Source organism: Pseudomonas sp. 05L36 (assembly GCF_056398125.1).
In genome coordinates this window covers 1-14,025 of record NZ_JBFTOU010000018.1, presented here as the reverse complement: position 1 = coordinate 14,025, position 14,025 = coordinate 1, and the positions used below count along the sequence as shown (strand labels likewise).

The window sequence follows — 14,025 nt, the reverse complement described above, 5'->3', positions numbered from 1 at the left end:
CATCTGATCGGATCAACTGGCGCTCCAGTTCTTTGATTCGTCGTTGTTCGGCTGTCTTCTCGCGCTGGGTTTCAGGTCAGCCAGGATACTGGCGTTTTGGCAGACCTCGCGCTGCTGCTGGATTTGCTCCGGATAAATGCCCTTGATTCGGGAATATTGAGAGATTTCCACCTCGCTCAATGGCGCGGCTTCCATGACGGCATTGAATTTATCGGCGCTGGACCATTGATCACTGGTCTACTTGTTTACCGGCACGATCAAACCCTGTCTCTTGCCATTTGTCTCCAGTTACGCAGTGACCGTAGCGTGAGATTGAGTGCAATGGCAAGGTCTGTCACTGAGCGATTAAGGGGCGGCATCATTTGCAGAACGGCCAAATGTTTGAATTCCTCTCATAACGCTTGGACATTGCTACACACCCTCGCCCTCTTGAATAAATGAGTCAATCAACAAGGGCAACAGGTAGCCTGACACGGAGGGACTGGTCGAAAAACTATAAGTCACTAACGAAAATCTTTACTTTACCTTTGTAATCTACATTTTGTGCAGCAAACGCCCTAATGCTCTCTGCGGTACCCCCATTTTTTTCATAGCTCTCATACCATCCTATGAGATTTCTGATATCAATTGCAGAGTCGTCGGCCGTTGACCTATAAACAAAATCAATTGCATCAGGAATATCTGGGTCGTCAGCAGCAATCACGATTGGAACGCCACGTGAAAGGTATTCTCTACTTTTAAGGTCCGAAGCAATGCGCAAGCCTTTACGGTGAACTCCTAATGAAGAGATGCCTATGTCTACTTCATTGAAAATATTATTTAGTGACGGGCCATGTAATGTTCCTTTGAAACTGACATACTGAGATAGGTTTAGTTTGTTCACCATTGATTTAAGTCTTAACTCCGCGCCGCCACTGCCAACGATAATAAAATATACGTTGGCTTGTTGCTCTGTAACACTTTTTCTTTTTTCATAGTAGTTACTTAATCCTTGAATGACTCTGTCGTAACCGTGCCATTCCTCAAGAGCGGCTACGCCGATGAGCGTAATTGAAAGTGGTGTCTTATCTTTTTTGCACTCTTTCAATTCAATGGAAGATACATCAATACCATTAGCTCCAAGAACCATTTTGTTTTTGAGTCCTATTGAGAATCGTTCTGATTCTTCGCTGTATTGAATAATTCGGTGTGCTGGGTAGAGCGCCAGTGGGTAATTAAGTTTTATCAATGAACATAAGAATATTTTTTTGAGGTTTGTTTTTTTGCTACTTTGGATTTCCTCAAGTACGGAAACTAGAGGAGTTGGGACATCAATGACGATTTTTGCTCCCCTAAGTCTTTGTATCAGTATAGGCAGACTGCAAAGAAGCATAGAGAATGCTGTGGATCTGATAATCAATAAATCAGCTCTACTAATAAGAATTGCTAGAGGCAACAGTAAGTGCCCTATAACTCCACCTTTTTCTATTATTTTATGCTCAGCTTGATAGCCGTTTGCTGATAAAGCTGATGTTGTATTTTTGATTTTTTTGATAACGCCAATAGAGGCGCTTTCACTCCAGCGGGCTAAGTACTTTATTTTGGCGTTTGCATGTAGTGTAGGTTTTTTTTTGATGTTTAATTTACAATTATGCATTTGGCTACTTTAGGGTGATTGATCTTGGAGAGAGCAGAGCACTGGCAGGTCGGCCGTTTCAAGCTCCTCGAAATACAGTGCATGCGTACCGGATGTTCAATGTTTTCTGCTCGATGGATCGTGCATGGTAATGTTTAGCGTATCGAACCCCTCCGGCTTCCGGGCGAGCCCTTTGTTATAGAGAGTGGTATCGTAAATCACGTGGCCCTCCACTCGGACCTTGGCGTCGCCAATACCTCCGTTACGCTGGATCTGAAGAGCTGTCTCGGTGGGTGAAAATAGAGTGTAGAGACGTGCTCGATCAGTACTCGGTTGATTTCTGCCGACATACGGCGGTTGTGCGAACATAGGCCCGTCTCAACATGCGCCACCAGGATATGCAGCTCGGTAGCTAATAGTGCGCCGGGTACTGTCGGTGTCGCACTACACAAGGATCAGTACGACCGACTACATAAAAAATGGTGAGCTTATACGAGGAATCTGTAGATTATATATTTTGTGAAGATGTTTTTACTTTTATATAACGCTGCATTTCTACTTTTGCGGCGCGCAGCGAGTTCTTGAAGCATAAAATACCAGCTATGCCAATTGCAGTCCATGCCGTAATCATTAAGACTTGATGGTCTTCTCCGATCATGGACGTGGATACAGCAGCGAGCAGGCATGTAAACGTTGCGCCGTATAGTTTCAAGCGGGGTATTTTTCGCCAAACAAGACAAGAAAGCTCTGTTCGGCAGACTAAAAATATCCAGAAGGCAATAGCTGTAGAGGTCGCTGCGCCTGCGGCGCCGTATATGGGAGTTAGCCAATAATTTCCAGCAAAATTAATTGCTGCGGCAATAAAAGAAGCAGCCATTGAGTAGCTAGTTTTACGGGCTATGCCGATACCTACTGCGGTCGTTTCAGAGAGGGCGTATAGCAAAGGAACCGCCATGCATGCGGTTACTAGATATTGCACATTGTCATATGTGGACGGAAGCAGAAACTGAAGCGCCCAAGAAAACATACCAGAAAGCGTGAATATAAAAAATGCGGCAGCCAAAACATGCTCGGAGATTTGATTGATCTTTTCTGGATTGATTCCTTCGGCGGCCCATTTGTAAACGGTCGGGGCCCAGATCGTTGTGAAAACTCCTGAAAAAATACCTGCCGCTGAAGCTACACTAACTGCTATGGAGTAAATGCCAAGTTCTTCAAAGGTAGACAGGCTGCGAAGAAATAGTTTATCCATCGCCATCAATGCCCAAGATGCCATGCCACCAAATATCAATGGCAAACCGAATTGAAGCATAGTGCCGAGTTTTTGTTTGTCGATGCTTTTGCCAACAGCAGGTAACCATTCAGCTCTGGTATTCCAAGCGTATATAAGCATGACTGCCAGCATGGAGAGAACGTAGGCTATTATCAGTTTCTCAAAGCTGAAACCGGCCGCTAGAATAATATAAACTCCAATTATAAAAAGAAAGAGTGCTTTGGGCAGGACCTGGCTCATGGAGAACGCTAGTCCTTTTTCCTGTATGCGCAATATTAAAGACAAAAATCGCGAGATAAAGGTAGTCAATAGACAGCAGGCAAGCAAGATGCTCAAAGCAGGACTATCCAGAGAAAAAATAACTCTCGATAGAAGACCTGGATCATAAAAAATAAAACCCAGTGATACTGCCGTCAGTAATAAAAGCCCAGGTGCAGACACGGTTTTTAACAATGAAGGTTTATCTTCTGTTTCGTGATACTCACGTACATAAGCTTGGTCCAACCCCAGGCAGAAAAAAATAACCGCAAAGCTGCAGACAATCTGCAGCATGGAAATACGACCAATATCCTCGACGGAGAAGAACCAGGCCATGACAGGCAAAGTAGCGAAGCCCAGAATAGCTGAGCCAATCGGTCCTACAGTGAAGCCAAGAATTTTTGATCTATTCATAATGCCTGACAAAAAAGTTAGATAAAATACCCGCCAAGTTATTTATCAGATAAGATTTCTTTATATATTGATTTGAGGCGGAGCGCGATTGTTTTCTCGCTGAAACGATCAATACACGATTGCTTGATTCTCCCGGAATCATAATCTCCAGAATTTTGGTAAAGCTTCGACATAGCACCCGCAAGGCTCTCAATGTCGTCTACCGGCACCAAAATTCCGTCACCCTCGTCCACAATTGACTCAGGTCCGCCGCAGCGTGTAGCTACTACAGGCTTGCCGAGGGCCAAGGCTTCTATGACAACTACACCAAAAGTCTCGTATCTACTTGGAAGAACAAAAGCATCTGCTTTGGATATCTCCTCTAGTACTTGATTTCGGCTTAAGAGTCCAAGAAATTTTATTTTTGAAGATAACCCAAGATCGTTTGATAGTTTTTCAAGCCTTGGGCGCTCTGGGCCATCACCGCCTATTGTAAGTGTGATGTTTTTATTGTGTTTAAATGCTATTCCAAATGCTTGTATTGCGTTATGGATGCATTTATTTTCTGACAGCAAAGCGACGCATATAAAATTAAAATATCCATTTTTGTTTTTTTGCCCGGCTTTATGATTAATGAAGTTGTCATGAACTATGTTTGGTATTTCATGCCAAGAATTAGGAGGAGTCCCTAACAATTTCTCCATTTGCCTGCAGAAAGATTGGCTGACGGCGATATTTTTACTGGAAAATTCTGTTGATTTTTTTGTAAGAGCTATTCCGCGCTTAGATATAAGTCCTCGTGAGTAACCCGATGAATGCTCTGTGAGAACGTATGAAATGTTGTCTTTTTTATTTATATGTTTTGCTAGTCCGCCGCCATAAAGCGCGGAGTGTACGTGGATGATGTCGGGCTTTCCATGTTCAATAATATATCTGTTATATAGAGTGACGCCATGTTTTATCCAAAGCCAAGAGTTTGCATTTGGCATCCGTGGGAACCAATTTGTTCCGTGAGAACGATAGGTGGGCATTCCATCATCAATCTCGCTGGTGACATTATATTGACCGGAGAAAATGCTTTTCCAGTCCCTCAATGAACGAAGTTGTGGGTAAATAACGCCCACCTTGCAACCATGTTTTTGCAAAGCTAACGCCTGTTCACGGAAAAAACTACCGCTAATGTCACCTGGTTTATGTGGGTACCACGAAGGAATGATAAGAATATGCATTTTATGTGAGCTTTGAGATTGGCGTGGGCATTGTTTTTACCTTGAGGAATCATAATTCCTCGATTGCTTTTTCTGGGGCGCCAGCAATAATTAAGCACTTCCACGGGATTTCGTTACGACTGAGTTGGCACCAACAATATTGATATGTGTAGATTCGCCTATTGATACATTTTCACGAGGTCCGATTAAAATGCGTTTTGCTCCGAGAATCGATTTTTTGGCGCCCATTTTTTATATCACATAACTTCGAACTTCTCTATGCGCCCAATTCGCTGCTCTTGATATGAGGCGCGCGATTATTGTTTTTATTTAACTTTTAAATGTCAGAGGTTGAAGTATGTGTGTAAGCTCTTCTTTTTTGATGTAAGGGTGCATCGGAAGACTAATTACTTGCTCGGCAACATTGTCGCCTACTGGCAGTATGGACGCACTGCAAGCCACAGCTGGCTGCTTGTTCAGCGGAATCGGATAGTGCACAGAGGTGGGGATACCGGATTCCTTGAGCTTTGCCTGTACAGCTGCGCGGTCGCTTACGCGCACCGTGTATTGGGCATAGACACTGGTGTTATACGGCTCTATGTACGGGGTAGCCAGAATGCTAAGTTTGCTTGAGGCGATATAATCTCCCCTGCATAAGCCAGCTAACCCCTCATTATAGTGAGTGGCAACCTGCTGGCGTAGTTGGATCTCCTCCTCGAAGATGTCCAGCTTGGGTAGCAGAATGGCTGCTTGCAGGGTATCCAGACGGCTGTTTACGCCGACACGAATATGGTGATAGCGACGATCCTGGCCGTGGCGCGCGATTTGGCGTATGACCTTGGCGAACTCTTCATCGTTGGTGAAGATAGCCCCACCGTCGCCATAGCAACCCAGCGGCTTACTGGGGAAGAAGCTTGTGCAGGCGATGGTGGTCAGATTGCAGGAGCGCTTGCCTTTATAGGTTGCGCCGAAGCTCTGTGCGGCATCCTCTATCACCGGGATACCGTGTTTGGCGGCTATGGCATTGATGGCATCAAAATCCGCGCACTGGCCATACAGTGAGACTGGGATGATCGCCTTGGTACGTGGGGTGATGGCTGCTTCCAGCAGTTGCGGGTCGAGGTTGTATGTGCGTGGGTCGATATCGACATATACCGGCTTGGCACCGAGTAGGGCCACGGTTTCAGCTGTAGCGATATAGGTGAAGCCGGGGGTAATGACTTCATCGCCTGGACCGATGCCCAAGGCCATCTGGGCGATTTGCAGCGCATCGGTGCCATTGGCGCAAGTGATGCAGTATTTGGCTCCGACGAAGTCTGCGAGCTTTTCTTCCAGCTCAGCCACTTCCGGGCCGAGGATGTATTGGCCATGGGCAAGCACGCGCTGAATGCCTGCGTCGATCTTGTCCTTGATGCGGATTTGCTGGGTTTTCAGGTCGATGAACTCGATCATTTACTATGCATCCACTTTGCTTAGGGTGTTACCGCTCAGTACATAGCGGGTATCGGTGTTCGGGCAGACGACCTCGCCATCACCCGTTACCGGCAGCTCCAGTTGTTCGCCGAACTCGCTCATCCAGCCAATCTGCCTGGCCGGTACGCCGACCATCAGGGCGAAGGCCGGCACATCCTTGTTGACTACAGCGCCTGCGCCGACGAAGGCGTATTCACCGATGGTCACGCCGCATACGATGGTGCAGTTGGCGCCAAGGGTGACGCCTTTCTTCACCAAGGTGTCGCGATACTGGTCTTTGCGTTCGATCAGCGAGCGCGGGTTGTAGACGTTGGTAAAGACCATGCTTGGGCCACAGAACACGCCTTCTTCGAGAGTGACGTTGTCGTAGACGGAAACATTGTTCTGCACTTTGCAGTGGTCGCCGATCACCACCTGGTTGCCGACGAACACGTTTTGGCCAAGGGATACGCCCTGGCCAATGCGTGCGCCGCTGCAGACGTGAACGAAGTGCCAGATGCGCGAGTCTGCGCCGATCTGCGCGCCGTCATCGACGATGGCACTGGGATGCTGGTAGTGGGACATGGCGATCTCAGCGGTTCAGGGTGTTGAGGAACGGGTGACCTTCATCGTTCTGCGCACTGACGATGGCGGCGGAGCGAATGGTGTTGACAGTTTCTACGCAGTGGCGGGCGTCTTCGATGCCATATCCGCGGCCGGCGAGGATTTCCTGGTAGCTGGTGGTGTGCAGGTCAGTAAAGCCTTCAGAGAACTCCATTTCTTCGCCGTTGACGGTGATGGAGCGGTAGGTGGGTTTCTTGCCTTTTACAGATGCAGGCAGGTCGTTGGCATCGATAGATAGGAACCAGCGCACGCGGGCTTTCTCGTATTCAAGGTAGCCTGCTGCCTTGTGCTCGGAAGTGAAATGCACGACGTTGCGTTGCAGCTTGCCGAAGATGAAATGCAGCATGTCGTAGAAGTGCACGCCGATGTTGGTGGCAATCCCGAAGGACTTGCGTGGGTCGCCTTTCCAGCTCTCCGTGTACCACTTGCCGCGCGATGTGATATAGGTCAGCTCGACATCGTATTTGTGCTCGCTGGCTTCGCGGGCGACCTTGTCCTTCAGGTCGAGAATCGCCTTGTGATGGCGCAACTGGAGGATGTTGTACAACTTCTTACCCGTTTCCTGTTCGACCAGCGCCAGCTCATCGAGAATTTCCGGGGTTGGCACCAGCGGCTTCTCACAAATTACGTCGCAACCGAGGCGCAGGCCGGCAGCAATATGCGAATGATGAAGGTAGTTGGGTGAACAGATGGAGACGTAGTCAAGTGCAGTGGCCGCGTTCCGCTTGATACGGTTAGCGTGTTCGTAAAAGCACTCGAACTGGGTGAAAAACTCGCTCTGTGGCGAGATGCTATCGATGATGCCAACCGAATCATTGATGTCGTAGGCGGAGACCAGCACGTTGCCGGTATCCTTGATGGCGCGCATGTGACGAGGCGCGATGTAACCGGCGGCACCGATCAGGGCGAAGTTTTTCATGGGTATTCCTTGCAAAGTACGATAACCCGGCAAGATGACTGTTGTCCTTGCCGGATGTTTTTGACAGTAATGAAAGTGATCAAGCCTTAATGATGTGCTCTGCCGGGGCACGGTACTTGCCACGGCTGTCGACGATTAGACGTGCATGTTGCTTGATCAGTTCGTAATCGAACTTGTCGTGGTCGGTAGCAAGCACCACCGCATCGAAGCTGGCAATATTATCAGCGCTCAGTGTTTCGCTGCTCAGTTCGAAGTGGTGTTCGCGCATTTTGGGAAAAACTGGTACATGTGGATCGCTGTACCCGACGATGCCCCCCTTGGCTTCAATCAACTCCATGATTTCCACTGACGGCGATTCGCGCATGTCATCGACGTTCTTCTTGTAGGCGATGCCGAGTACGAGGACTTTGCTGCCATTGAGCGCTTTGCCGCTGTTATTCAGGCCGTCCATCAGTTTGGTAAGCACGTACTCAGGCATGGCTTTGTTGACTTCGCCGGACAGTTCGATAAAGCGGGTATGCAGACCATATTCGCGTGCCTTCCAGGTCAGGTAGAAGGGGTCGATCGGTATGCAGTGACCGCCGAGGCCTGGACCAGGGTAGTAGGCGGTGAAGCCGAAAGGTTTGGTGGCTGCGGCATCAACTACCTCGAAGATGTCGATGCCCATGCGGTCGGCGACGATTTTCATTTCGTTGACCAGGCCGATGTTGACGGCGCGGTGGATGTTTTCCAGCAGCTTGGTCATTTCCGCTGCTTTGGTCGAGCTGACCTGTACCACTTGGTCGATGGCCTGCTCATACAGAGCAATACCAGCTTCTAGGCATGCGGGGGTATGGCCGCCGATGACTTTCGGGATAGTGCGGGTTTCAAAGTTGGGGTTGCCCGGATCTTCGCGCTCCGGCGAGTAGACCAGGAAAATGTTCTTGCCGACAGTTAGACCGCCTTCCTGTACGCGGGGTAGCAGTTCTTCCTCGGTGGTACCGGGGTAGGTGGTGCTTTCCAACGAGACCACTTGGCCAGCGCGCAAATAGGGTTTAAGCGCATCAGTGGTGTTGATCACGAAGCTCATGTCCGGCTCGCGATACTTGTTAAGGGGGGTCGGTACACAGAGAATCAGAGCATCGCATTCGCTAACACGACTGAAGTCGGTAGTAGCGCTAAAGCCGCTCGCGCGCGCGAGTTTAATCTTGCTTGCTGGAATGTGTTCTATATAGCTCTCGCCCGAGTTCAACTTGATTACTTTGCTTTCATCAATGTCAATGCCCAACACTCGGAAGCCGATGGCGTTGTAACGCAGCATCAACGGCAGACCTACATAACCGAGGCCGACGATACCGATGATAGCTTCCTTGCTTTTGAATTTTGCGATACTGGTTTCTTGGTGTTCGGACATAAGAAAGACTCGGATTGGTAGGGGTAAAGTTAAGAGTTCTGTCGGTGTATCGCCTGCGCTTGTTTATTACGTATCAGCGCAACGTTTCTACAGGTGACGGACGCGACCTTTAATAGATATCTTTCGATAACAGCATGAAGGGCGTCTTTATCAGAATTTTCATATCCAGCCACAACGACCAGTTATTGAGGTAAGTTTCTGTTTCTGCCTTTGGTACAGACCGTTGATGGTCTTGGCTTTCCCCTTATCCATGGCAGGGAGGGATTTGCCGTGGCCGATATTGAGGTTTGGGCACGCTACCGCCCCAGGATTTTTTGCTAGTCCCTGAAAGCGGTTGCATCTATTAATATGTCTGTATCATTTGTTGCAGGTGCAGGAAGTACGGTGCTCTGAACGCCCTTAGGGGCTTAGGGGCGCTCGCCTATCATTAAAAGCGGTGGTGAAAATTAAACGCTCTCTGACTTATATTCGTAGTTGTAATAACCGTAGTCGCTATAGCCATATTTGGAGGAGGCGCGCTTTTCAACGCCATTGAAAATAGCGCCTTTCAAATCAATGCCATTTTGCGCAAAGCGACGCATGGTCAATTCAATTTCACGAACCGGGTTCAGTGCAAAACGCGTCACAATCAAGCTGGTACCCGACTGTCGGCCGACAATTGCCGCATCCGTCACTGCGAGCAACGGCGGGGTATCCAGAATCACCAGGTCGTACTGGGCGCTGACATGCTCCAGAAAGACACTGAAGTTTGCGTGCATTAGCAGTTCTGAAGGGTTGGGCGGTATTTGTCCGCGGCCAATAAAGTCAAGGTGCTCGAATTCAGTTTTATTGATCGCGGTTGCCAGGTCGCAGCGCTTGACGAGTAAATCAGAAAGCCCGTTTCCTGCAGATGTTCCGAATACTTTATGCAAATACCCTTTGCGCATATCCACGTCGATCAGCAATACACGCTGGCCGGTCTGAGCGATGACTGCAGCGAGGTTGGCGGAAACGAAGGTTTTACCTACCTTGGGGCTCGGGCCGGAGATCATCAGGCGATTATTACTGGCTTCGAGCATGGCGAAATGCAGACTGGTGCGCAGGCTGCGCAATGCTTCTATGGCGAGGTCGGTAGGATGGCTGATGGCCAGTATTGGGGCGGCGTTGTTAGCGCGGCCTCGGCCACTTCGCAGGGTTTTGCTTTCTTCCGTTTTTTGCAGCGTGCTGAAAGGAATGGATGCGTACACCGGCAACCCCAGCTGTTCAATTTGATCCGGATTTTCCACGCCGCGGTTAAGGGCTTTGCGAAAAAGCACCACTGCAATCGCCAGGAAAGCCCCGAGCAGGGTGGCGATGAGAACGATCAGAGTTTTCTTCGGTTTAACGGGCTTTAGCAGATCCACATCGGCGGTATCGATCAAGCGCACGTTGCCCACGGTGCCGGCACGCATTACGTCCAGCTCCTGGGATTTATTCAGGAGCTGGGTATAAATTTCGGTGCTGACTTTTACATCGCGGGTGAGGCTAAGCAGTTCTTGCTGTGTTGAAGGCAGGCCTTCGACTTTTTTGGCCAGGCCATCCTGCTTGGCTGTCAGCTCGCCTAATTGGCTGAGCAAGGCCCGATAGGCTGGGTGCTGACGGGTAAACTTGCGATCCATTTCCGCTTGCTGCATTTTCAGTGCGGAGATGTTGGTATCAAGCGCCACGATCTGATCGAGAATGGCTTTGGCTTCCAGGCTGATATCGATGGATTTACTGCGAATTTGATACTTGTTCAGGGCGTTTTCGGCTTTTTCCAGGTCTTTACGGACCTGAGGCAGTTGATCTTTTAGAAACTCCAGGCTTTGAGCGGCTTCGGCCGACGTCCGCTCAACATTTTGCCGTACATAGAGCTTGGCGATTTCATTGAGGATTTGAATGGCTTCAGCCGGTTTCTCGCTCTCAAGAGCAAGCCCGATCATGCCAGACTCTTTACCGCGCTCTGCTACATCAAGTAACTTTTGGTACGCCAAGATACTGGTCAGGCGTGGGTCACGCGCAATGCTGAACGTTGTGCCAGGATTGGCTTGCAATACCTCGACTTGCAGTTTGATGCCGTCCTGGTCATAGGCTTGGCCCACTTGGCTTTGGACCAGGACATTGTCGTCCTCATCCAGCAACGTGAAGTGGCCGTTTTCACCACTGACCAAAGTGAGTTGTTTACTCAGGAGTTCTTGCGGAAGCACGAGCTGAAATATTTTCAGGGTTTCGCCACCCCAGGCAAAGCTGTTCATGCCAAACCAGGGCGCCGCAACCGTATTAACATCGTCCGGTTTGAAATGACGAGCAATAAAGTCGCCGATCACCGGAAAACGGTTCGGCTCGACAGTGATATCGAGCGATAGATTGTCGACAACCTTGCCAATAATGGCACGTGATCTTATTAGTTCGATTTCTGTGGCTGAAGGTGACTCTTTACCCAGCATACTGTTGATATCGGAGAAGCCGAGCATGTCATTTTTTTTGGCCTCCACCTGTATCAGGGCAGTTGCCTGGTAAACCGGTGTGGCCAACACCGCATAGACCGTTCCAACGGCCATAGAGGCAGCAGTGATCCCGGCAATCAACCATTTATGATCGACCAGTGTCCCGAGTAGGCCCATCAAGTCGATTTCATCATCATCGTCATGTGAGGTTAATGCTGGAGTTTGCTGCATAAGTGGGTTCTTTTTTAACAGGTATTCGAGGAATGGTTTAGCGTGCGAGACGCCTTGCCCAGGCGGTTACTGCTTCTTCAATCAGCGCGTATGCATGCACAAAAGCAGGTTTGCCTTGACGGTAGGGGTCACTGATTTCGCGGTTGTTCTGCCACTTGCCCAGCAAGAAGACCTTGCCTCGCGCTTCAGGCGCGATCTTGAGAACACGGTCTATGTGGGACTGCTCCATCACCAGGATCAGATCCGATTCGCTGATGGTGGCGGGGGTCAGTTGATTGGCTTTGTGCTCATTTGGCAGATGGCCATGCTCTTCCAGTACGGCCCGGGCGGTGGACTCGATAGGGTGGTCTTGTAGCGCGCCAAGACCCGCGGAGCTGATTTCGATGTCGGACCGGCCCAGTGCATCTCGCAACAGATGTTCTGCAGTGGGGCTTCGGCAAATGTTGCCAATGCAAACGATGAGAATCTTGTTAAACAAGGCAACCTCCCTGGAAATTCCACACTTGCGGTGATGGTGCAATTGGAAAGACTGAAATTCTGTTCTTCTTCAATGGCACTTTTGTGACGGCTTGCAGCTATTGGGTGTGTGCCTCTTTCCGTGAGGAATTGCCGTACTGGATGAAACTGTTCACTGCGAAGACTCTGGTCTGCTGGAATCTTGACTTGGAGCGTGCTTGACAGTTGCTGTGCTAAAAATCATAACTGGCAACCCACGACAAACTCAACCATTAAATGCCACGTGGTTATTGAGTGCGCACGGAAAAAAAATATCAATATATAAAGTCAGATATTAAATAACATCACTAACTCTTAAAATAACATTGCTGGGCATTGCCGGACAAATTCTAACGTTTTAGGCTTTTTTGTGTTGTGCAGTATTGGGCTGTGTTAAATAGCGTGAGGCGCGGTTTGACGATTATTGTAGGGGATTGCTTTGGGTAAAGCGTTCTCCAGCATTCGTCTATCGCCAAATAAGTTTCGCATGTTTTTAAAGGGCGCAGTTTCCATGATCGGCCAATTCCGTTTTTCAGGTGCGTTTCCATCCTTGGGAGAAATCCGTCGCAAGGTCGAGGAGAAAACCACGGAGCTATTTGGCCACATAGGCGTAGAAGGGGTTGATTGTGTCCATCCATAGTGCTTCGGCAGTTCAAGCGACCTTGCCTGAGAGTCTCACTGCCAGCGCCTGGTATTTGGTTCAATGCAAGGCGAACCAGGACGAGCGTGCAGAGATCAATCTGGATAACCAGGGGTATACCTGTTTTCGCCCTACGCACCGGCGCGAACGTGATTTACAGGGGCGCAGGAAGATTGTTCGCGAATCGCTGTTTCCGGGTTATCTGTTTATCCAGCTCGGCTCAGGTGAGAGCTGGGCGCCTTTGCGTTCTACCCGCGGTGTATTGCGAGTTGTCAGTTTTGGAGGCAAGCCCCTGCCTGTAGGTGATGACTTGATCGCCCGACTTCATGAGCACGATAGCGGAGCCCCTGTGGAGGCCCGGTTTGCCTGTGGCGAGAGGGTGCGTATCAATGAGGGGCCTTTTGTCGATGTGGAAGCGATCTTCCTGGCGATGGAGGGAGAGCAGCGTGTGTTGCTCCTGATGACACTGCTGCAACGTGAGCAAAGAATCAGCATCCCCCTGGTTGATATCAGTAAGCATTGACACGGCGCATTGCTCCCGGCCAGCCAATCAACGAGCAGATAGCATTCTGGCAACAAGGTTAGTTGCTCTCGTCCTCGCTCCCCCCCCCCCAGTAGGCATTAAGCATTTTTCGCAGCGCCGGGAAGGTAGCGGTCTCAGTCAGGGCCGCATCTTTGCGGCGTCGCTGACGTTCCAGCTCGCGAACAGGTTTATGTCGTCACGCGATTGCCCGGTATCCTTTTTTTGGTTCTTCACGCAATCCCGGGGAACTGTAGGAGCCGGCTTGCCGGCGATGGACTCAGGGACGCCGCATTTATCCGGTTCACTCGCGTTATCGTTAACGACCATCGCTGGCAAGCCAGCTCCTACAGACTGCGTCCTGGTTGAAAATGAAGTGGCTTCCCGGGGAGCTGTAGGAGCGAGCTTGCTCGCGATGGACTCAAGAGCGCCGCGTTTAGACAGAAAATACGCGTTATCGTTAACGACCTTCGCTGGCAAGCCAGTTCCTACAGACTGCGTCCTGGTTGAAAATGAAGTGACTTCCCGGGGAGCTGTAGGATTCCCGGGGAGCTGTAGGA

The 14,025-nt window shown here is 49.6% G+C and carries 12 protein-coding genes and 1 pseudogene; 1 reads left to right on the top strand and 12 read right to left on the bottom strand.

Features of this window, described 5'->3' with window-relative positions; genetic code table 11:
• Positions 1-12 precede the first annotated feature (12 nt).
• From AC1DKH_RS19055 to AC1DKH_RS19000, 12 genes and pseudogenes are all read right to left on the bottom strand, one after another.
• Complete coding sequence (locus AC1DKH_RS19055; protein WP_477798934.1) at positions 13-180, bottom strand: hypothetical protein; 168 nt, start codon at positions 178-180, stop codon at positions 13-15.
• A 313-nt stretch (positions 181-493) separates the two neighbouring features.
• Positions 494-1,636, bottom strand: a complete 1,143-nt coding sequence (locus tag AC1DKH_RS19050) for a glycosyltransferase family protein (RefSeq protein ID WP_477798933.1) — start codon at positions 1,634-1,636, stop codon at positions 494-496.
• A 197-nt stretch (positions 1,637-1,833) separates the two neighbouring features.
• On the bottom strand, positions 1,834-2,067 hold the full coding sequence (locus AC1DKH_RS19045; RefSeq protein ID WP_477798932.1) for a UDP-N-acetylglucosamine 2-epimerase: 234 nt from the start codon (positions 2,065-2,067) through the stop codon (positions 1,834-1,836).
• 56 nt (positions 2,068-2,123) lie between these two features.
• The gene (locus AC1DKH_RS19040) at positions 2,124-3,560 is read right to left on the bottom strand and encodes a lipopolysaccharide biosynthesis protein (RefSeq protein WP_477798931.1); all 1,437 of its coding nucleotides are present in this window, start codon (positions 3,558-3,560) and stop codon (positions 2,124-2,126) included.
• Between the two features lie 38 nt (positions 3,561-3,598).
• Complete coding sequence (locus AC1DKH_RS19035) at positions 3,599-4,768, bottom strand: glycosyltransferase (protein WP_477798930.1); 1,170 nt, start codon at positions 4,766-4,768, stop codon at positions 3,599-3,601.
• A 309-nt stretch (positions 4,769-5,077) separates the two neighbouring features.
• Positions 5,078-6,199 (bottom strand): DegT/DnrJ/EryC1/StrS family aminotransferase, encoded by a 1,122-nt coding sequence (locus tag AC1DKH_RS19030; protein WP_477798929.1) that lies wholly within the window; start codon positions 6,197-6,199, stop codon positions 5,078-5,080.
• Between the two features lie 3 nt (positions 6,200-6,202).
• Positions 6,203-6,784 carry a UDP-2-acetamido-3-amino-2,3-dideoxy-D-glucuronate N-acetyltransferase gene (gene wbpD / locus AC1DKH_RS19025; protein ID WP_115947593.1) on the bottom strand — a complete coding sequence of 194 codons (582 nt, stop codon included), beginning with the start codon at positions 6,782-6,784 and terminating at the stop codon, positions 6,203-6,205.
• A gap of 7 nt (positions 6,785-6,791) precedes the next feature.
• Positions 6,792-7,742, bottom strand: a complete 951-nt coding sequence (gene wbpB / locus AC1DKH_RS19020) for a UDP-N-acetyl-2-amino-2-deoxy-D-glucuronate oxidase (protein ID WP_477798928.1) — start codon at positions 7,740-7,742, stop codon at positions 6,792-6,794.
• Between the two features lie 79 nt (positions 7,743-7,821).
• On the bottom strand, positions 7,822-9,135 hold the full coding sequence (gene wbpA / locus AC1DKH_RS19015; RefSeq protein ID WP_477798927.1) for a UDP-N-acetyl-D-glucosamine 6-dehydrogenase: 1,314 nt from the start codon (positions 9,133-9,135) through the stop codon (positions 7,822-7,824).
• A gap of 109 nt (positions 9,136-9,244) precedes the next feature.
• A pseudogene (locus tag AC1DKH_RS19010) lies at positions 9,245-9,328 on the bottom strand (exopolysaccharide biosynthesis polyprenyl glycosylphosphotransferase); the annotation flags it as partial.
• A 253-nt stretch (positions 9,329-9,581) separates the two neighbouring features.
• A complete protein-coding gene (locus tag AC1DKH_RS19005; RefSeq protein ID WP_477798926.1) occupies positions 9,582-11,810 on the bottom strand; it encodes a polysaccharide biosynthesis tyrosine autokinase in 2,229 nt (742 codons plus the stop codon).
• Between the two features lie 37 nt (positions 11,811-11,847).
• Entirely contained in the window at positions 11,848-12,288 is a 441-nt protein-coding gene (locus AC1DKH_RS19000) for a low molecular weight protein-tyrosine-phosphatase (RefSeq protein ID WP_477798925.1), read from the bottom strand.
• Positions 12,289-12,937: 649 nt separating this feature from the next.
• Here AC1DKH_RS19000 and rfaH point away from each other — a divergent pair.
• Positions 12,938-13,468, top strand: coding sequence for a transcription/translation regulatory transformer protein RfaH (gene rfaH / locus AC1DKH_RS18995; RefSeq protein WP_477798995.1), 531 nt, complete (start codon positions 12,938-12,940; stop codon positions 13,466-13,468).
• Positions 13,469-14,025 lie beyond the last annotated feature (557 nt).

Bases quoted from the DNA above. Each gene is read 5' to 3' on its own strand.
- AC1DKH_RS19050 (WP_477798933.1), bottom strand. From the start codon at position 1,636: ATGCATAATTGTAAATTAAACATCAAAAAAAAACCTACACTACATGCA.
- AC1DKH_RS19040 (WP_477798931.1), bottom strand. From the start codon at position 3,560: ATGAATAGATCAAAAATTCTTGGCTTCACTGTAGGACCGATTGGCTCA.
- AC1DKH_RS19035 (WP_477798930.1), bottom strand. From the start codon at position 4,768: ATGCATATTCTTATCATTCCTTCGTGGTACCCACATAAACCAGGTGAC.
- AC1DKH_RS19030 (WP_477798929.1), bottom strand. From the start codon at position 6,199: ATGATCGAGTTCATCGACCTGAAAACCCAGCAAATCCGCATCAAGGAC.
- wbpD (WP_115947593.1), bottom strand. From the start codon at position 6,784: ATGTCCCACTACCAGCATCCCAGTGCCATCGTCGATGACGGCGCGCAG.
- wbpB (WP_477798928.1), bottom strand. From the start codon at position 7,742: ATGAAAAACTTCGCCCTGATCGGTGCCGCCGGTTACATCGCGCCTCGT.
- wbpA (WP_477798927.1), bottom strand. From the start codon at position 9,135: ATGTCCGAACACCAAGAAACCAGTATCGCAAAATTCAAAAGCAAGGAA.
- AC1DKH_RS19005 (WP_477798926.1), bottom strand. From the start codon at position 11,810: ATGCAGCAAACTCCAGCATTAACCTCACATGACGATGATGATGAAATC.